The organism is Acinetobacter sp. T_3_1, from assembly GCF_025377055.1.
In the GTDB taxonomy this organism is placed as follows: Bacteria; Pseudomonadota; Gammaproteobacteria; order Pseudomonadales; family Moraxellaceae; genus Acinetobacter; species Acinetobacter kookii.
This window is the reverse complement of sequence record NZ_JACHVD010000022.1, coordinates 15441-35523: the sequence shown is the minus strand read 5'-3', so window position 1 is coordinate 35523 and position 20083 is coordinate 15441. Positions and strand designations below refer to the sequence as shown.

The 20083-nt window shown below is 42.3% G+C and carries 17 protein-coding genes and 2 pseudogenes; 14 read left to right on the top strand and 5 right to left on the bottom strand.

All coding sequences use genetic code 11. From position 1 onward, the window contains the following. Positions 1-147, top strand: a pseudogene (locus tag H4I94_RS14685) (transposase); the annotation flags it as partial. A gap of 48 nt (positions 148-195) precedes the next feature. Here the strand turns inward: H4I94_RS14685 and H4I94_RS14680 are convergent. After that, positions 196-1260, bottom strand: a pseudogene (locus H4I94_RS14680) (amidohydrolase family protein). Between the two features lie 125 nt (positions 1261-1385). Next, positions 1386-1781, bottom strand: coding sequence for a DUF3144 domain-containing protein (locus H4I94_RS14675; protein ID WP_092818423.1), 396 nt, complete (start codon positions 1779-1781; stop codon positions 1386-1388). Between the two features lie 109 nt (positions 1782-1890). Here H4I94_RS14675 and H4I94_RS14670 point away from each other — a divergent pair, with 109 nt between their 5' ends. Beyond that, positions 1891-2523, top strand: coding sequence for a hypothetical protein (locus tag H4I94_RS14670; protein ID WP_092818422.1), 633 nt, complete (start codon positions 1891-1893; stop codon positions 2521-2523). A 21-nt stretch (positions 2524-2544) separates the two neighbouring features. On the opposite strand, the gene H4I94_RS14665 is transcribed toward H4I94_RS14670, so the two are convergent. Both H4I94_RS14665 and H4I94_RS14660 read right to left on the bottom strand, forming a co-directional pair. After that, positions 2545-4005, bottom strand: a complete 1461-nt coding sequence (locus H4I94_RS14665) for a CYTH and CHAD domain-containing protein (protein WP_261183590.1) — start codon at positions 4003-4005, stop codon at positions 2545-2547. Between the two features lie 214 nt (positions 4006-4219). After that, positions 4220-5680 (bottom strand): inorganic triphosphatase, encoded by a 1461-nt coding sequence (locus H4I94_RS14660; RefSeq protein WP_261183589.1) that lies wholly within the window; start codon positions 5678-5680, stop codon positions 4220-4222. A 277-nt stretch (positions 5681-5957) separates the two neighbouring features. Between H4I94_RS14660 and H4I94_RS14655 the strand changes: the two genes are divergently transcribed. From H4I94_RS14655 to H4I94_RS14610, 10 genes are all read left to right on the top strand, one after another. Further along, positions 5958-6341 (top strand): DUF962 domain-containing protein, encoded by a 384-nt coding sequence (locus H4I94_RS14655; RefSeq protein ID WP_261183588.1) that lies wholly within the window; start codon positions 5958-5960, stop codon positions 6339-6341. 658 nt (positions 6342-6999) lie between these two features. Continuing rightward, complete coding sequence (thiE, locus tag H4I94_RS14650; protein ID WP_261183587.1) at positions 7000-7626, top strand: thiamine phosphate synthase; 627 nt, start codon at positions 7000-7002, stop codon at positions 7624-7626. A gap of 42 nt (positions 7627-7668) precedes the next feature. Further along, positions 7669-8970, top strand: coding sequence for a glutamate-1-semialdehyde 2,1-aminomutase (gene hemL, locus H4I94_RS14645; protein ID WP_261183586.1), 1302 nt, complete (start codon positions 7669-7671; stop codon positions 8968-8970). A gap of 127 nt (positions 8971-9097) precedes the next feature. After that, a complete protein-coding gene (locus H4I94_RS14640; protein WP_261183585.1) occupies positions 9098-9526 on the top strand; it encodes a GlcG/HbpS family heme-binding protein in 429 nt (142 codons plus the stop codon). A 290-nt stretch (positions 9527-9816) separates the two neighbouring features. Then, positions 9817-10728, top strand: coding sequence for a hypothetical protein (locus H4I94_RS14635; RefSeq protein ID WP_261183584.1), 912 nt, complete (start codon positions 9817-9819; stop codon positions 10726-10728). Between the two features lie 374 nt (positions 10729-11102). Further along, a complete protein-coding gene (locus H4I94_RS14630) occupies positions 11103-11813 on the top strand; it encodes a phosphopantetheine-binding protein (protein ID WP_261183582.1) in 711 nt (236 codons plus the stop codon). A 129-nt stretch (positions 11814-11942) separates the two neighbouring features. Continuing rightward, positions 11943-12587, top strand: a complete 645-nt coding sequence (locus H4I94_RS14625; protein WP_261183581.1) for an RluA family pseudouridine synthase — start codon at positions 11943-11945, stop codon at positions 12585-12587. 143 nt (positions 12588-12730) lie between these two features. Then, positions 12731-15568: an RNA polymerase-associated protein RapA gene (gene rapA / locus H4I94_RS14620; protein ID WP_261183580.1), complete on the top strand. Its 2838-nt coding sequence runs from the start codon at positions 12731-12733 to the stop codon at positions 15566-15568. 133 nt (positions 15569-15701) lie between these two features. After that, a complete protein-coding gene (locus H4I94_RS14615) occupies positions 15702-15968 on the top strand; it encodes a PAAR domain-containing protein (protein WP_261183579.1) in 267 nt (88 codons plus the stop codon). Positions 15969-16129: 161 nt separating this feature from the next. Beyond that, positions 16130-16957 (top strand): alpha/beta fold hydrolase, encoded by an 828-nt coding sequence (locus H4I94_RS14610; protein WP_261183578.1) that lies wholly within the window; start codon positions 16130-16132, stop codon positions 16955-16957. 52 nt (positions 16958-17009) lie between these two features. Here the strand turns inward: H4I94_RS14610 and fabR are convergent, their stop codons facing one another. Then, positions 17010-17705 (bottom strand): HTH-type transcriptional repressor FabR, encoded by a 696-nt coding sequence (fabR, locus tag H4I94_RS14605; RefSeq protein WP_261183577.1) that lies wholly within the window; start codon positions 17703-17705, stop codon positions 17010-17012. 139 nt (positions 17706-17844) lie between these two features. Here fabR and H4I94_RS14600 point away from each other — a divergent pair, with 139 nt between their 5' ends. Beyond that, positions 17845-18915 (top strand): ferredoxin reductase, encoded by a 1071-nt coding sequence (locus tag H4I94_RS14600; protein WP_261183576.1) that lies wholly within the window; start codon positions 17845-17847, stop codon positions 18913-18915. A gap of 14 nt (positions 18916-18929) precedes the next feature. Further along, positions 18930-20024 carry a fatty acid desaturase family protein gene (locus H4I94_RS14595; protein ID WP_261183575.1) on the top strand — a complete coding sequence of 365 codons (1095 nt, stop codon included), beginning with the start codon at positions 18930-18932 and terminating at the stop codon, positions 20022-20024. The last annotated feature ends 59 nt before the right edge of the window (positions 20025-20083 follow it).

The window sequence follows — 20083 nt, the reverse complement described above, 5'->3', positions numbered from 1 at the left end:
TCAGGCAGACAGCAGAAAAGAGGCAAGATAGAAAGTGCGCCTGCCATATTGGCAGGACTTTCCATTTTACTGAGCACCCTTCAACTGCTCTCAGAATATTCAATAGATGAACTGAATGAAATCGCAACCATTGCATTAGGTACCTAAAGATGTGTAGATACCTATGCCATTCAGGAGAGGGCCAGGGAGAGGTGATTAAAGCCGATAAAACTGCTTCACATTATGATGGAATACCTGTTCCAATTCATGAGGATTATAGGCCACAACCGCATTACTAAAGGCATCAATAATGTTCAGCAGTGCGGTACTGACCCGATCCATCGGGAAGTTGGAGGCAAACATCACGCGGTAACTACCAAAGTATTGCAATACATGGCCGATCATTGGAAAGGCCAGATCATACACTTCCTGTTTGCTGGCCAGTCGGTTTTGTTTATGGAACTGATGACCCAGCACAGGCATAAACATGCCCGACATCTTGGTATAAACATTCGGACAGCTGGCCAGCTCGGCAATATCTTCCTGCCAGCGTACCAGAATGTTTTCCCGCGCGACTTTGGTTAAGCCGGTCAGAGCACCGACATGGCCAAAAAAGACCGGCAGGTGTGCCAAAATGATCCAGCACAATAGAAGTTTCCGGAAACTGCTGGGCTAATGCAATCACATCACTTAAGTGTGTGGAATACACCCAGGCATCAAAGCTTAAATTGTTTTGCGCGAGGGCTTCAAAGCCCTTTAAAAATTTTTATTGCGGTATAAATGTGGTTCATCTGCCCAGGCTCGAATTCCTTTATCTTCATGTACTGCCGCCATTTTACGAATGCCCTTAAAGCGCGGCGAAGCTTTTTTATGCAGTTGCAAAATCTTCTTGAAATTGCTGTCGCGTGGATCGGCAGTTGCAACAATGCCACCGAGTTTGACTGTTTCTGCGTTAAAGGGCAGTGATTCAATAAAACGGGTTTCACCAATCACGCCTTTACCTTTATTTTTATGCCAGCTGGCTTCGACATGCACCACTTGTTCTATCTGATAATGACCAATATCTTCGACATAGTGTTCAGGCAAATAGGGTGCTGTCACATGGTGGGTCAGGCCTAATGTTTCAATCAGATCATCAGCATTCATCATGCGGACCGCTTTGTCGAGCAGGTAAGGGTGTTTGCCCAGCAATTTGACCGCCAACGCGGCAGCATGGGGCGTGTTATACGGATCCCATTGGTAAATATGTGCATCAATAATTGCAAAATCCAGCGCTTGCATTTCTGTCCTTAATTCAGCAAGTCTCTGTTATTTAACCATACTGTAAAGAGCCCTGACTTTAAATGACCTTTCATCCAAAAACTCAGCACATAAAAAAAGCCCCGTAGGGCTTTTTAAACTTCTGATCAGTGCTGATGATCATGGTCATGTTTGTTGGCATGAAATTCTTCATTGCGACGAAAGCGAAGATAATTTTCAAACTGTTCGCAATATTCATCATAATTGTCTTCCAGCATCATCTGGAACTGCTGCATGATGTAAGACATGACCTGATCTTTGGCATCACGCATTTCATTGCCATCTTTAAAATTGTTGGCTGCGACCCAGGTATTAAAACGGGCAGTGGCAAACAGCATGGCAGCGCTGACTTGTCCGCGCATTTCAGCAGGTTTCACGGCTGAACCTTTTTCGACACGGCAAAATTCGTTGGCTTGTTTAATAAATTCATCAGCACGTTCAAAAAAAGCAGCATTTAACGCTTCTTCTTCGGTTACATCTGTTGCTTCAATCTTTTGAACCATGAACTTTTCCTGCAAAAACGATCTAATCGCTTATTATAGGCAAAGCCTTGCAGAAACTAAACCTTTGGCTTAATCTAAAAATAGCCTAAGCATAGAAATGGATACTCCAATGCAAGATGCCATTGCCGTACAAAGTTTAAAAAGTGACATCGCCTTGCTGCGTCAGAATATTTGGCCACCAGCAAATCTGGCCAATGTAGAGGGCTTGCCTATTTATTATGGCTCTAAAAAAGAAGTGGACGAATATTACCGGCAATGGACCGGCTTAATTGAAAGGGCACAAGACCTGTTTCAGCCCTTTATGCAAGATGAAACCCTGGATGCCGTGCATTTGCCCAGCCATTTGAATCTGCCTTTATTTTATTTTCATGTCGACCGCATCCGGATTAACAAAACCCGTGCCAAAGAGTCCAAAACCTTTCGGGGGATTGCCAGCCTGCTCGATAAGTGCGGGAAATTTGAACCTGAGCAGATTCAGGCCATGCGTGCCTGGCTGGAAAGTGATGATACCGCAGCGTTGGTGGCTCATCGTGAATTCATCGATTTGCGCACTTATGTGTTCCAGCATGGACAAAGTGAGTACACACGCACGCGGTTTTATGTAAATGGCATTGTGCTGAGTACAGAGCCGCATTTTGAACTGGTAGATGCCCGTGACAAGCCGCGCAAACAGCGCAATGACAGTTATAGCGATCCATTGGCAGATAATGGAACCTGGAAAATATTTGGCAAATACCGCTAATCTTGGCTTTGCGTTTGCCCCTTACCAGAAAGTAGCGGTTTTAGAATAATCCTCTAAATGCTGCTGAGCCTGTTGCAACACGGATTCTTTCTCGTTGGCTATCCAGCCTAAGGCAAACCAGAGTTTTTGTTTACGTTGCACCATATCCTGAAACAGCGCTTCAGCCACCATCAAATCATTATACTGTCCCAAACTTTCCTGGGCGGGTTTTAAATCTTTGAGATAGCGCTTTACATCTTGAGCAGGATAAAGCGAGGCAACGAATTCTACGCAATAACGCAAGCGTTTGACCCGTTTGCGGGTACGATGCCGTGACTCGATATCCAGCTGTAAAAATTGATCGGCATCTTTGCAGATCTGTTGATGCAATTTTTGTAGTTTTTTTGCGATATCTTTTTTTAATCCCGCTTTTTTCTGCTTTTTACTTGGCTGATCGACAAAGCGCAGCAGATGCAGAATCAGTTCTACAAAGTCTGAAGAACGTAAAGATTCATCAATCGGAATGCCGGATTCTTCAGGCGTACGAGGAAGCTGGACAAAAGGGGCACCGGCCTGTTCGAGCTGAGGTAAAAGTCCTTCACTCAAGGCATCGCGGTCACGGGTTGACCCCAGTTGGCGAAACAGCTGAGTCAGTTGTTCCTGCCAGTCTGGGTGAACATCTTTGGACCAGTCACCAAACACACGCAAGGCACTTCTTAAACGGCGAATGGCAACCCGGGTCTGGTGAACATGATCGCTATCATACTGTCCGGAAGCAATCGCAGATGCATTCGGCAATAGGTGTTGCAAGGTATTATTGATGATCTGCTTCAATACGTGATCAGTCGAGTCCTGTGGATTCAGTTTGAGCGGACTTGCAAACTGAGCGGGAGGAATTTTTAAATCCTGTGCCAGCAAATCTCCACGTTGCGCTTTACTGCGCACATCCAGCCATAAATGATATCGTTGTACCCAGGGGTGAATAAACTTGAGCAGATCTTGAACAGAACCTTGTTTAAGCTCAAACTCAATTTCATAAATTGCCAATTTCTTATCGTTATGGCGAATCTCGCCGCGATCCAGACTTACCTCAATTTCTGAACGGTTAAAATGAACCACGTGCACCAGACGCTGCACGACCGTTTCATATTGCACCGTCAGGTTTTTAGCCTGTTTGCCCAAAGCCTTTTGCAGCAATTGTTTTGCTTTTGCATGCGACTGGTAAATCTCAAGGTCCAAACCTGGATTTTCCAGCTTGCCTAAATCGGTTTCCAGTTCAAGGCGCTGCAAGGAATGATCGTTGGGTGCTTTTAAAGTTTGTATCCAGTGACCGTCTTCAAGACGTTGCCGTAATGAAATGTTTTTTTGAGCTAAATGCCGTTCGGGCGTGTCGTAGTATTTTGCATATAAAGAAATCAAGCGAGCATTCTTGTTCAAGAATAGCTGATAGAGCTTTTCCTGATCTGATGCGGGAATCTGAAATTTTAATTCTACTTCGAGCATGTTAAAACTCCTGACGCTTCATCATCCGATAGGGTCATGACTTTTATTGTAAACGGCTATTATTGTAAGCCAATATCATGGTAAGCCAGTATCGAAACAAGAGTAGGGTTGTGCCAGAAAGTAGATCAAGCGTATGTCACCCCACTCTTAGGGTACATTAAAAGATCATGCCATACGCTTTGATTTGACTGGTTTAATTTTGTTGCTTTATTTGTTACTTAATAAATTTACGACTCACCAGGAATTGTTCCGTCGCTTCAAGCAGCTTTTGTGCATACACTTCCTGTTTCGCTGTCAGCCAGCCCAAAACAAACCAGTCACTGGCTTCAAGTTCAGTTTGCTGAATATACTCGGCAGAAGAGGCCAGAATCTGATATTCACTGGCTGCAAGTTGAGCATCATTCAAGGCTTTGCTGTATTTCTGCAAATTCTTGACATCATAAATCGAGGTTAAAATCGGGAAGCTAAATTTCAGTTCATGAATTTTAGTGGCTAACTGATCCAGACTTTCAAAATTGGCAATATCGGCATTCGCAAGATGCTCTTGCAGCTGTTTATATTGATTTTGCAGGGTATTTTGCGCGAACCACTTTAAGTCATGCGCTTGCGGCTTATCCTCAGGCTCTAAGCCAAACATCAATAATTCCAGATAATGATGGACGTTTTGCGTTGAACGAACCAGATTGGCCAACTTTTCTTTGGCATACAAAATATCTTTGGCTAAATTCGATGCAGTATTCGGATTCTGTAAAAAAGCACCTAGCGTTGACTGCATGTGCTGCAAATGCTGTAAATGATCAAACTGATGCTTAAATGCGCCCAGTTGCGTCGCCCATTTGTCTGAAACTGCATCATTCCAGTCTTTAAATAAAGACAGGGTCAAATGCAAATGATCCAGGGCAATTTGTGCTTGCTGAATATGTGTTTTCTCGGCAACACCGGCAGAAATGGCCGCGATATTCGGCAGTAAATGCTGTAACTGCTGGGTAATCAGCAGACGCAAGTTTTTATTGGCGGGGTCTTTTTTACTTAAGTTAAATTCCTTGGCCAATTTTGCCGGACTGACGGGTTGCTGGATGGCCAAAAGATTGCCGATTTCGGCCTTGCTGCGCACATCCAGCCAAAGATGATATTTCTTTACCCATTCAAAGCTAAAGGCGAGAAGTGACTGGACCAAGCCTGATTTCAATTCAAACTCAACTTCATGCACTTCACTGTGTGCTGTTTCAGTCCTTACTGCACCGACATCTAGGCTGACCTCTATTTCGGTTTCTTCAAAATGAATGACGCGAAAGATCCGCTGTATATCGGTTTCAAACTGCAATTTAAGCTGATCCTGTGCCTCGCCCAAAGCATTTTTCAGGATGTGCTGCGCTTCGGCATCCTGCGCGTAAATGGATAAATCCAGCTGCGGTGCCTGTTCCAGTTCGCCTAAGTCATGGTTATGCTCAAAACGGTGCAAATGGCTTTTACCGGCAGCTTTCAGGGTTTGAATCCAGCGCGTGCCTTCGAGACGTTGTCTTAAGGCCACACCATGCTGTGACAGTAAACGTTCCGAGGTGTCATAATATTTGGCTTTCAGTTGAATAATTTCAGATTTTTTAGGATCCAATGCCTTCAGTAAAGCATTGCGTCTTGCTTCAGGAATCTGAAATTTTAATTCAACTTCAACCATGATTTTTCATCCAAATTTTGTGATGCGATGTCAGCAATACAACTCGTCATCATCGATAGCTTACAAATGCGTTATGAAATCTGTTCTTTTATAGCGCCGGAAATTGTATTGTTCATTCTAGGCTCCTGATTGTAGCGAAAATGATTTTTGATGTAAGACTTGACGAACAGATTCTTGCCTGGTTGCTTTGCAAATGATCAAAAAAATGATGAGAGCTAACACTTCAATTTGAACAAAATATGCGCTAACTTAAATCAAAATATGCAGGGCTATGACCATGAATACAACAATCCAGCTCAAATTTGAACATCATCCAGAACCGGAATTTCAGTTGCCGATTCAAAACTATCATGAATTCTATCGGTTTTATTTGACTGAGCACCGTAATGTCATGAGTCGCCGTTTGCATGTGGTGGGCAGCAGTATCGGCTTATATTGTGTGACTAAAGCTATACGCCATAAAAAGGCCAAATATGTATTATATGGTGTGGTTGCAGGCTATGCCTGTGCATGGCTGGGGCATTTTGTCTTTGAAAAAAACAAACCGGCCAGTTTTAAACAGCCGCTGTATAGTTTTATTTCAGATTGGCGTATGTTTGCCGATGTATTACGCGGCAATTTAAGTTTGCAAGATCGTTCTAAAGATAAAATACCAGGTTGAATTGCGGCTTATTTATACCATTCAGACAAAAAATCACCATTTTGTGATTATTTTCATAAAAAATGTAGAAATAAAATTAATTTTGTCTTGAAATGCTAGAGTGAATATTTTATTAATAGAACAGACATTTAGGAAGCTGAATTTTTACTTCGTGCCTGTCCTCAATCTTAAAGTTTTCCAAGCCTAGAGTGACCTTCTCTAGGCTTTTTTTATGCAGGCGGTACATTAAAAGCTCAGCTTAAAAAATATCAACATTCATCATGGACTAAAAGAGGAGTCATCAGGATTGAAAGGAGGATGTAATGTTGGCTGGAATACCCGGATAAAAAATAGGGCGACTCTCTAATTCTTCGTTCGCTTCCTCAAGTGCGTTTTATAACCAAGAATTAGAGAATCTAATCAAGTTTCCAAATTTTATTATTATATTGTCTTTATTATTTATTGTTGTTCTGCCGTTTTATTAAACCGGCTAATACCCTTATGATCTATCCCTGAAAATAGGTATTTTTTCACAATATTTAAATTACAGTTGTTGGGGGCTGGGTTTTCCGATTTTTTGCATATTTATGTAGAGTAATTATAAGGAATTAAGCCAGTTCCGCTGAATCTTGTCCCTGATATGCCTATAATAGGGCAGTTTTCATTTTGGCAGTATGTTATGCGCGGTTTATATCTGATTACCAATGACGATCCTTTAGAACTTTTATTGGCTAAGCTTGAAGGGGCAATGGCCAATGGCGGTATTTCAGTATTGCAATACCGTCGTAAAAAAGTCGCCAAACAAGACCAAATTTATGAAATTGAATATATGAAAGCCATGTGTGCTGAATATCGTGTGCCTTTCGTGATTAATGACGACCTTGAAACTGCGGTTAAATACGGCGTAGGTGTGCATCTGGGGCAGGATGATGGCTCGATTCAGGAAGCGGTTGCGCGTTTGCCGCAAGGTGTGCTGATTGGTCGCAGCTGCAACAATTCACTGGAATTGGCAGAACAGGCAATTGCCGATGGTGCAAACTATGTGGCTTTTGGAGCTATCTATGCGACCGAGTCTAAGCCTGAAGCAGGTAATATTGGTCTGGACACCTTAAAACTGGCCAAAGAAAAATTAAATGTGCCGATCTGTGCCATTGGTGGCTTATCTGTTGAAAATTCCCAGCAGGTGATTGAATGTGGTGCAGATTATTGTGCGGTAATCAGTGATATATTAGGTCGTCCGATGCACGCGATTCCAGAGCGTTTAGACGAGTGGTCTGCATTGTTTAAAACTACAGCCTTAGCATAAAACCTTATTGCTTATTGATTTAATTTTTAGTTGAGTGTCTCTATGAGCTTATCTCCAAAGCAAGAACAACTGTTCAAACAAGCCAGCAAACATATTCCAGGCGGTGTGAATTCACCGGTACGTGCCTTTAATGGCGTAGGCGGTACGCCAGTATTTATTGAAAAAGCCCAAGGTGCCTATCTGTATGATGTGGATGGCAAACGCTATGTGGACTATGTGGGTTCATGGGGACCGATGATTCTGGGTCATGCCCATCCTGACATTATTCAAGCCGTGCAAAATGCTGCTGTGGATGGATTAAGCTTTGGTGCACCAACAGTTCATGAAACCACTTTGGCAGACATTATTTGTGAGATCATGCCGTCTATTGAGTTGGTGCGTATGACCAACTCAGGGACTGAAGCGACCATGACCGCAATCCGTTTGGCACGTGGTTATACGGGTCGTGACAAGATTGTAAAATTTGAAGGCTGTTATCATGGTCATTCAGACTCGCTTCTGGTTAAAGCCGGTTCAGGTTTATTAACCAGTGGTGAGGGTGAAGCGACTTCTGCTGGTGTTCCTGCCGACTTTGCCAAACATACTTTAACCTTGCCGTACAATGACATTGCCACCCTGAAAGAATGCTTTGCTAAATTCGGTTCTGAAATTGCAGGGGTGATTGTTGAACCGGTAGCTGGCAACATGAACTTGGTGAAACCAATTGATGGCTTCCTGCAAGCGATTCGTGATGTATGTGACGAACACGGTTCAGTATTCATCATTGATGAAGTGATGACCGGTTTCCGTGTCGGTTTGGGGGGTGCGCAGGCACATTATGGCGTAACACCTGATTTAACCACTTTGGGTAAAATTATTGGTGCAGGTCTGCCAGTCGGTGCGTTTGGTGGTAAACATGAAGTGATGGAATGCATTGCACCTTTAGGTAAGGTCTATCAAGCGGGTACATTGTCAGGGAATCCGCTGGCGATGCGTGCAGGTATTGAGATGTTCAAGCATCTTCGGGCTGAAGGTTTTTATGAAAAATTAACCGCGCAACTCGAAAAATTACTTGCCGGTTTACAAGCGGCTGCCGATGAAGCAGGCATTCCATTCAAGACTCAACAAGTGGGCGGTATGTTCGGTCTGTACTTCACAGATCAGGAAGACATCACCAGTTTCGATTCCATGCTGAAATGTGATGTTGATGCTTTCCGTAAATTCTTCCACGGCATGTTGAAACGTGGTGTAAACCTTGCACCTTCTGCATTCGAAGCAGGTTTTATCTCTGCTGCACACAGTGATGAAGATATTGAATTTACCATTCAAGCTGCAAAAGAAACATTTGCTGAAATGAAAGCTTAAGTTTTTAAATCCTCCCTAACCCTCCTTTGATAAAGGAGTGAATTTTAAGAATTTTTATATTGGAGTTCCCCTCTTTTTTAAAGAGGGGTTAGGGGAGATTAAATTCTAAAATTAGGGATATTTATTCATGCAAACCAAACATTATTTGACTTTAAGTGATGCCGAGTTTTTATTGAATCAGGCCTATGAATATGCACTTGAACAATGTTTTAATGTCAGCATCGCAGTAGTAGATGAAACAGGAAATTTGTTAGCGATGAAGCGTATGGATGGCGCATCGCCTATGACAGCAAATTTATGTTTAGAAAAAGCAAAATGTTCTGCAATGAGTCGCCGTCCGTCCAAACTATTTGAAGATATTATTAAAGGCGGTCAAATGGGCTTCCTGACTATGGATACATTCTCTGGCATGCTGGAAGGTGGTGAACCGATTTTGTATCAAGGTCAGTTAGTGGGTGCAATGGGTGTGTCTGGGGTGAAGTCTTTTCAGGATGCTGAGATTGCGCAGGTAGCGATTGAGAAGTTTTTGGTACATGTGAATGAAAAAAGACTTTAGCTCAGTTATACCAATCGTATTGTTTTAATAAGGAACGTGTACATTGTGCACTAGGTTATGTTTCACCTTTTGATTTTAAGGCAATGTACTATGATCATATTAAGCTGTTAAGTCAGGTCGCCGAACTTAAATAAAAAGTCTGCGATAAACCTGATACGGTTCTATGGGTGAGTATTGATCCCTCTTTATATTTCACAGCGTTTAAAATTATTAACTTTTAATAATAGTATTGATAGATTAAACATATTATTATTCAATAACCTAATATATAAATTAAAGAAAATCAGTTGATGCTTAAATATTTTTTTCTTACCGCTTTAATGCTTTTACACAACTCAGCAATAGCTGATGTACCAATGATTATTATTACTGATGGTACTAAGAAAGATGCAGAGCAAAGTATTGGGATTGCAGCAACTTCCATTTCAAAATCATCTGATCCAGAGGAAGCTAGAAAAACTATATTTGAACAAGAGGGAGGTATAGAAAAAGCTGAAGCGTATTTCAATTATCTTGGCGACATGGTAAGAAGAAAAAAACCTGAAACAAAGCTAGACTTAAAATATAAACCGTACTTTGACCATCTTGATGAACAAACAAAACTCGCTCATAGGCATAAATTTCATCCTAATTACCAAATAAATGAAAAACTAAAAAAGGATTTTTTGCAGAAATTAAGAGATGAAAGATCAAAATATGCAAAGATGCAACATGCAGAATATATGGCTGGAATTACTGAATCATTCAAAGAATCAGACCGCATCCTACACGATAGATTACTTGTAGAATCTATGCGTCCTACAATTCCAAATATTGATGAAATACATCGTAGTTTTGTTATTTATACTTGTGCTGAATATGTCAGAAAATTAGAAATAAGACCAAGCTCAGGTTATTATTATAATGAAATGGAGGGTACAACTTATGAAGTATTTGGATTTAATCAAATTGAAAAATATCTTTTAGCATCACCAGATCAAAGTCGTGCTTTTCAATATGCTTCTTTAGTTATTCAAGATGAACTTATACCGTCTATGCCAACATACCTATTTTGGGATAGATTGTGGAACTATAGAAACTTAGTTAAAGCTTATGTGAATTCTCAAACCAAAGATGAAATTCAGAAATATAGTGATGCAAACTGCAAACCTTATGCAAAGTTTGTTCTACAAGAAACAACGTATAAACCCCGCTCCAGATAACACTTAGTTCATCCAATAAGCTATTCAAGTGCATGGTCTACCATTGTTTTTCAATATTAGACCACCCCAAAAATAACTTATTTAAGCTTTAGCTTGGTATATAAGCATTCAAATTGACTTATGAATACATAATGACTGTAACTGGCATATAAAATGAATAAGAGAGATTCATATAAAATACACTAACAATATTTGATTTTTCCCTCAAATCACATTTTATGCAACATAATGGCTGTTATACGAAATACGCATGTAACTCCAAAGTAGTAATTTCATTATCGTACATGTGTCATGTGTAGAGTATAATACTTACCATTTCTAGCTATTTAAGCTAGCATAGTTTTTATTCGCATAGATCAGAAAAATTCTTTCCCATGCTGTACCCAATGCCCAAAAAAATCCAGTTTGCTCCCTCCCAAGCCAAATGGCAGTTATCCTCAACACAATCTGTGCTGGTACTAGTGGGACTGCAAAACATAAGGATGATGGCAGGCATACAAGACAGTGACCTGATGACTCATCTGGTTCAGATCACTAATAAAGCTAAAGCTTTAGATATTCCAATTGTCGACTTATATGGCGATGACCTGATGCAGGGCATGCAGCAACTCGGTGAATATGCATCATCGCATCCGCAGCTGATTTTTGCGGGGCAGGTCACGCCGATACTCAAGCAAATATTGCCACATTTGCAAAGTGTCACCGAGCAAATCTGTGTAGTGGATGATGCGATTTTATTGTCGAATCAGGAACAGCATATTCAATGGATTGACAACATTTCGGCACAGGGCTTGCATCACATGAACAGCTATAGTTTGACTCGGCTATGGGATTTAAGTGCACCATCCCATTATGTGCTTTCCACCAAGGGAATTATGCTCGCGGTTGCAGAGCAACTGAACATGGATGCCCTAGAAATTGATCCTGAGGTTGATCTGAAACAATACGGTTTGGATTCTGTAGCCATTGTGACGTTGGTGGGTATTTGGCGGGCGCATGGAGCAAATATTAGGTATGAAGATGTCCTAAAACACAATACCCTGCATGCACTGGTCAGCTTTGTATTGCAATCAGTAGGTTCATAACACGAGATTGAAATAATTTTTGAGCAAAATCGGAAAAACCGTCACCAATTCGAATATTGTGCATTGTAATTCTGTGCCAAGCTTTCTATCATTGCCGCCTTGTTTTCGCGATCAGCCTGGGATTGAACATTGAGTAATTTTCTAACCGAACATCTGATACATCGTGATGAAGATTTTATGGTCATCCATAAACCTGCAGGTGTACTCACCGTTCCCGGCAAAACCGAAGATTTACAAGATTGCGTGATCAACCGGTTATTAGAAATAGAACCCAAAACCTTACTGATTCATCGGCTGGATCGGGATACTTCAGGCATTCTGGTGTTTGGCCTGAGCAGATGGGGACAAAAAACCATTTCCCGCCAGTTTCAGGAACGTCAAACCGACAAAACCTATCAAGCCGTAGTGGCAGGGCATCTTGAAGGGGAAGGCACGGTTGATGTGCCGGTTGTTTATGATCCCGAACATCCTCCTTTACATATTGCCGATCCCCATCATAACAAGCCTGCACTGACACATTGGCAGGCTATCGAACATTTTGAAATTCAGGGACAGGCGGTGACGAGGGTCAAACTTAGCCCGATTACGGGCCGTTCCCATCAGCTACGCGTGCATATGCAATATCTGGGTCATCCCATTATTGGGGATACTTTATATGCCACTCCTGAGCAGCAACTGATGATGCCGCGTCTGTGCCTGCATGCTGAAAACTTAAGTTTTTATCATCCGCAAACAGAACAGCTGATGGAGTTTTATGCTCCAGTTCCTTTTTAAAGTAAAAACTTTTTAATCCTCATAGATTTTGCGCACTTTTTAGTGGGCTTTATGTCAAAATATATTGCTTAAAGACCTGGTTTTTTGCTCAAATACCAAGCAGATTTTGGGCTTGAAATTAGTGTCCTCATTTTTAGATAAAGGTGGAAAAATTGCATCAGTTTGCTATTGGTCAGCGTTGGTTATCAGACACGGAAACAGAACTCGGTTTAGGGGTTCTTATAGACGTAGATGAAAGATCGGTTAGCATCTTATTCCCAAAAAGTGATGAAACACGTGTCTATGCACGTAGCAATGCACCTTTATCACGTATTGTGTTCAATGTGAATGATGAACTGCAGGATCAGGAAGGCACCCAATGGACAGTTGAGTCGCTGGAAGACCGTCATGGCGTAGTGCGCTATAACGTCGTGCGCAATCTGGAAGATGGCTCAGAAGAACGTAAGTCACTCAACGAAACCCGTATTGGTGCGACCATCCAGCTGTCTAAACCGCTTGACCGTTTGCTGGCCAGTCAGGTCGACTATAAAGAATGGTATGACCTGCGTATTGAAGCTTTGCTGATGCAAGCCAACATGAAGAACAGTCCTCTGCGCGGCATGGTCGGTGCCCGTGTAGGCCTGATTCCGCACCAGCTGTATATTGCCCATGAAGTGGGCCAGCGTTTTGCGCCGCGTGTCTTGCTTGCTGACGAAGTGGGCTTGGGTAAAACCATTGAAGCGGGCCTGATTATTCATCAGCAACTCAAAACTGCCCGTTCTGAACGTATCCTGATTTTGGTTCCAGACTCGCTGCAATATCAGTGGATGATTGAAATGCGCCGCCGTTTCAATCTGGAATTTTCACTGTTCGATTTGACCCGTACCGCTTCGATCAAAGAACATGATCCTGACTTAAACCCGTTCCTGACCGAGCAGCGCATCATTGCTTCTGTTGACTTGATGGTCGATCACGAAGATTTGCGTGAACAGGCTTTAGAAGCCGGCTTCGACCTTATTGTAGTGGATGAAGCACATCACCTGATGTGGAGCGAAGAAGAAGGCGGTAATGACCGTTACGACCTGGTTGAAGAACTGGCGGAAAAAACCCCGGGTGTGTTACTGCTTACAGCAACACCAGAACAGCTGGGTGTGGAAAGCCATTTTGCCCGTTTACGTCTGCTCGATCCGCAACGCTTTAGTTCACTCGACCGCTTCCTCGATGAAGAAGAGCAGTATCATCAGACTGCAAAAATTGCTGAAGTGCTGATGTCAGACCTGCCTTTGGAAGAAGGGCATTTAAAAGCGATCGAGGGTTTGTTGGGGCATGGCATTCAGGATGAGCCGGAACAGCGTTTCCGTGCTATTCATGAATTGTTGGACCGTCATGGTACCGGCCGTATTTTGTTCCGTAATACCCGTGAAGCGATTCAGGGCTTTCCGGGCCGTGATTGCCAACCGGCACCTTTGCCAGCGCCTGCCAACTGGTCGAAAGACGGCAAGTTGCGTGAACAGATGTGGCCTGAAGAGGCTCAGCTGGATGGCTCGTGGATGGAACATGACCCACGCGTGATGTGGCTCATGGAAATCCTGCGTACCGAGTTAAAGCACAAAAAAGTCTTGCTGATTGCACGTAGTGGTCCGGTGGTGGAAGCGCTGGAAAATGTGCTGCGTTTACATGCCGGCATCCGTACCGCCATGTTCCATGAAGGCATGAGCCTGCTTGAACGTGACCAGGCAGCAGCGTATTTCGCTGAAGAGTCTTATGGTGCACAAATTCTGTTGTGTTCTGAAATCGGTTCAGAAGGGCGTAACTTCCAGTTTGCCTCTGACCTGATCCTGTTTGACTTGCCGGCGAATCCGGATGTGTTGGAACAGCGTATTGGCCGTTTAGACCGTATTGGTCAGGAAAACCGGATTCAGATTCATGTGCCTTATCTGGTCGGTACAGCGCAAGAACGTATGTTCCGCTGGTACAACGAAGGTCTGAATATCTTCAGCAATATTTCCCCGACTGCACAAACCCTGCAAGAAAACTTTATTGTGAAGTTAAAAGACTGTTTATTGGCAGATTTAGGCCAGCAGTTTGAAGATTTACTGGAAGAAGTTAGTGTACAGCGTGAAGCTTTAGAGGCTGAATTGCAGGAAGGCCGTGACCGTCTGCTGGAATACAACTCATGCCGTCCAATCGTGGCGCAGGAAATTGTGCAGGCGCTTGAAGATTACGACGACAACACCACTTTGCCGATGTTCATGAAACGCTTCATGGCATCGACCAATATCGATTTTGATGAGCAAAGTAACGGTACCGTGATCATCAAGCCGACCGACCAAATGCAGGTTCAGGGCTTGTCTTTGGATGAAGAAGGCATGACGGCAACTTTCTATCGTGATCAGGCGCAGGTTCGTGAAGATGCACAATACTTGACGCTGGAACATCCATTCACAGAAAGCGTGATGGAAATGATTAATACCCAGGCTTTTGGTAGTACCAACGTTGCGGTATTAAAATCTGCAGCCTTGCCACAAGGTTCGGTGTTGATTGAAGTCTGGTTTAAGGTGGATGTGGTTGCACCGAAGGCATTGAACTTGCCATCCAGCTTGCCACAACAGCTGATTCGCGTATTGCTCAGTGAAAAAGGTCAGGACCTGTCTGAAAAGATTGCACCGGAAATCCTGAAACCTTATTTACATCACCTGGATGGTAATAGCTGCCGTCAGGTGGTGAAAGCACGCCGTGAAGTCATTGAACAGCGCTATGCACAAGCCTTGGATATTGCCAAAGCTGCATTGCCGAACTTTAAGCAGCAGGCTAAAGAAGTGTATGGCAATAAATGGCAATATGAAATTGACCGTTTAACTTACCTGAAGCAATTCAACCCAAGCATCCGTGAAGATGAAATTTCACGTTTGCAGAAATTCCAGAAAGAAGGCTTGAGCCTGCTGGATGGTTTATCAGTCACACCCGAAGCCATTCAGGTGATGGTCGTGGTTAAGCCATAATTTTAAACTGAAATATAAAGCACCTACGGGTGCTTTATATGTTTAAGATGAGGCAGTGGTGGCTCATCTGGCTTAAAATTCAACTCATGCTAGAATAAGAAAATAATTTTTATAAAATATAAGAAGAATAACAATGGCTCAGTCTTTAATTACCATGGGTTCTAGCACGTCGCACGGCGGAATAATCTCGGAATGTGATCCTTCTTTTATTATGAATGGAATCGCTGTGCATTTGCATGGTATGAAACATTATTGTCCAAAATGCCAAATGGTTGTGTCAGCCATTGCGGCGAAACAGTCAACCACTGTGAAAGGGCGTGGGGTGGTGATTGCAGGGGACAAGACGACTTGCGGAGCAACTTTTTTAGGCAGTCAGTTTCTGGTGGTTTGGCGAAAATAAACCGCAGCAGTCAAATCATTTATTGTATAGAATTCTGTATTTAAGCCATCTGACTTGCAAGTCAGTGAATCATGCATTTATGGATGTCATCCCAGTCTATTTTTCCTTAAGCTACGATGCTGTTAATCAGATAAATGTAAATGAAAATAAGAGTAGCTTATATGGCAGATGGATTATTCAGAAAACAGGCGATTCATTTTACCCATGCCAATGGGATTCCTTCGGCCAGCTATCAAAAGTTTTTCCGCTGTTTGGGACCAGAATTTGATCTTAAAGCCATTTCGGTGATTGGTCTGGATCTCAGATATCCGGTGACTCTGACCTGGCATTATCTGGTTGAACAGGTAATTGCAGACATTGAACGGCAATTTCCAGAACAGCAGGTGATTGGTTTGGGGCATTCATTTGGTTCTTTGCTTACTCTAATGGCGGCCTATAAACGTCCTGATCTGTTTTCACAGTTGGTGATTATGGATCCGCCTTTTGTGATCGGACCTAAATCTGCCATTTTTGAGGGTTTGCAAAAGCTGAAATTAAAAGCCGTGGATAAAATCACGCCAGCCGCGATTACGCTTAAACGCAATGATCATTGGTGCAGTTTTGATGAAGCATATACATCTTTGCGAAATAACCGCTTGTTCAAGAATTTTGATCAGCAGTGTTTTGATGATTATTTTGCCCATGCTATTACAGAAGATCAAAGCAGAGGGGGCGCGACCTTAACTATTCCTAAAGCGGTTGAAGCTGAAATTTTTAGAACAGTACCTGCGTGGTGGTGGCGTACTCCACGTAAAGCACCTCAAGTTCCGGTACATCTGATTACCGCAAAACAGAGCCACTTTTATAAACAGGGCTTACCGCAAGGGATGAAAAAAATCTATGGAATTGAGTTTAGTGTGGTGGAAGGTGGGCATATGTTTCCTTTAGAGCAACCGGAGAGCACAGCCAAATGGGTGAAGCAGAGGATTGCCAAACAGCAAAGTATTTAAGGAAAAGTGAAGGATTCAATTTTGCATCCTTCACGAGCAATCGCGTTAAAGATTATCGAATTTGAGCTTCATCCAGATGACGTGCACCTTCTATAATCATGCGAATCATGATCATGGTTTGTTCGGCAATTTCCTTGCGTTCCTTCGCAGAAATATCGATGACCGTTGCACCCATATTAAATACCAGCTGGGTAATGGCTTTAGCGGCAATGTCGGGGTGAGAAAGCCTATTGTTATTGAGGCGTTCCAGACGAATTAAATCTTCCTGCAACTCTTGCTGGAAATAATTTAGCTGACGTTGCACTGCTGCTTTATAAGACGCAGAACCGGTATAGGCTTCACGCAATAATAAACTTAAATTTCCTTCATCTGCATCTAATTGTTCAATAAAAATTTCGACTGAACTGCGAATAATGCTGTTTTCCTTAGAAGCCTTTAAACGCGCTTGATGCAAAATTTGACGCAATACAATCCCTGCACGATCAATCAATTCAATTGCAAGTTCATCTATATCTTTAAAATGTCTATAAAAACTGTTTGGAGCAATACCTGCCTCACGTGCAACTTCACGTAAGCTTAAGGAGGAGATGCTTTTTTGCGGTCCAATTAAATTCAATGCAGCTTGAAACAGCTCTTCTTTGGTAATGGTTGCTTTTCGACCCACGGTACGGACGATCACCGGTTCATGAACAAAATTCTGTTTATCAACAGGCGCATCAACACTTTTTTTGATTGAAGACTGGTTCATATTTTTCAAGGGATTAGAAACACAAAAACATTATAGCGGTTGCAGTGCAACTTGGGAAATGATTAGAAATAATACAAATATATATACAAATATATATACATGTGTATAATAATTAAAATTCAATCGCGTGGTACTGACTATGCATGTTGTAGAAAAAATGAAAAAATCTCCCCTGAGTTCACTAGCTGAAAGCGTTATGGATCAGCACGCAGCCAATTTCTGGCTGCAGAAATTCAATACGCTTTGGTCAATCAATCAAGCCTTAGGCAAAATTGTCCAAAAAGAAAATTCTGCACAAAATATGATGAGTTTGACTATTCAAGTGAACCGTCATTTTCAAATGGGGCAAGCAGGGCAGCATCATCCAGTTTTTGTGGAAGTGAATGGTGTTCGCTATGAACGTAGCTATAGTCTGACCCAACTTGATGCGCAACATGTCTTATTAACAGTGAAAAAAGTTGATCAGGGTAAAGTTAGTTCCTGGCTGGTTGAGCAGGCACAAGTCGGCGATATTCTTGAATTTGGGCAGCCTTATGGGGACATGCTGTTACCAGAACAAGCTCAGCCGATGATCTTGCTCGCTGCGGGTAGCGGTATTACCCCAATGTTAAGCTTGCTTAAAGCGCTTTCTAAAACGGATCGTATGACTCAAGCACCTATCCAGTTGTTGTATTGGGTCAAAGAATATGCCGATGCAGCTTTTAAAGCGCGTTTTGAAAAGCTTGCGGAACAATATCCGAATTTCTCATTTCAGGTTTTTTATACCCAGGAAGAAAATGCGGGCAAACGCTTAAACCAGGACCATCTGGCTTTGTTGGACAATATCGAAAACAGCCTGGTGTATGCCTGCGGCCCATCCGGATTTGTTGCACAGGCTGAACAGTTATTTGCCCATGCCCAGAGTTTTAAAAGTGAAGCTTTTAGCATGAGTACCGTTGAAAGTTCGGACATGGGCTTTGTTAATGTGACCTTATTGAAATCAAACAAAGTACTGGCCATTCCTAAAGGGCAGTCTATTTTAACCAGCCTGGAACAGCAAAATATCAGACCTACCCACGGCTGCCGTATGGGCATTTGTCATAAATGTGTCTGTAATAAAGTTGAAGGTTCAACTAAAGACTTAGTAAATGGTAGTCAAAATTCTGAACCTGGTAATTTATTGAAAATCTGTGTCAATTCAGCACAGTCTGACCTTGTCATTGATTTATAAGTGAGTTAAAAATCATGAATATGCCCGTTAAAGTAGAATATTTTAAAAATCCGAAAAATGGTGAGCTCACTCAATCTCAACTAGATGATTTGGCCCGTGAGCTGGATGCCATTAAACAAGAAGTGCTTGATGATATTGGCGAAAAAGACGCGAAATATATCCGTCGTGTTTACTCAACCATTCGTTATGCTTCAATTGCTGGACGTGCCTGTTTATTTGCTGGCTGGTTTCCGCCGGCCTGGGTATTAGGTACAGGCTTACTTGGTTTTGCCAAAATTATGGAAAATATGGAATTGGGTCATAATGTTATGCATGGTCAATATGACTGGATGAATGATCCTAAATTCCATGGCCCAAGTTACGAGTGGGATATCGTCGGCACAGCAGATAACTGGCGTCAAACCCATAACTACAAGCATCATACTTATACCAATATTAAAGGGATGGATGATGATATCGGTTATGGCTTGCTGCGTTTGTTCCCTGAACAGCGCTGGAAACCAGGCTATCTTTTACAGCCGATTTATGCGATTCCATTTTGTCTGTTATTCCAGTGGGGTGTAGCCATTCAAAATCTGGAATTGGGTAAAGTTTGGTTTGGGCGCAAGAGTAAACAGGTACTCAAAGAAGAGTGGAAGCCACTCCAAAAGAAAATCGGTAAACAATTGTTTAAAGATTACGTTTTCTTTCCATTGATTGCAGGTCCAGCTGCTTTACCGGTATTTACCGGCAATCTAGTTGCGAACGGAATCCGTAACATCTGGACTTTCAGTATTATTTTCTGTGGTCATTTCACTAAAGATGTGGAGGTTTTTCCGAAAACGGTACTGGAAAATGAAAGTCGCGGACATTGGTATATGCGTCAGATTCGTGGTTCATCCAATTTGACAGGTTCAGAAGCATTCCATATTTTGACCGGTCACTTAAGCCATCAAATCGAGCATCACTTATATCCGGACATTCCGGCACGCCGTTATCGTAAAATGGCACCTAAAGTTCAGGCAGTATGTGAGAAATATGGTTTAAATTATAATAATGCCAACCTGTTTAAGCAGTATGGCAGTGTAATTAAACGTATTGCTAAATACGCTTTTCCATTCAAGAAGTAAATAAATTTAAATAGGTGGAAGAATCATTAAAGTTGTAAAAGCGATTTGAATTGCGATAA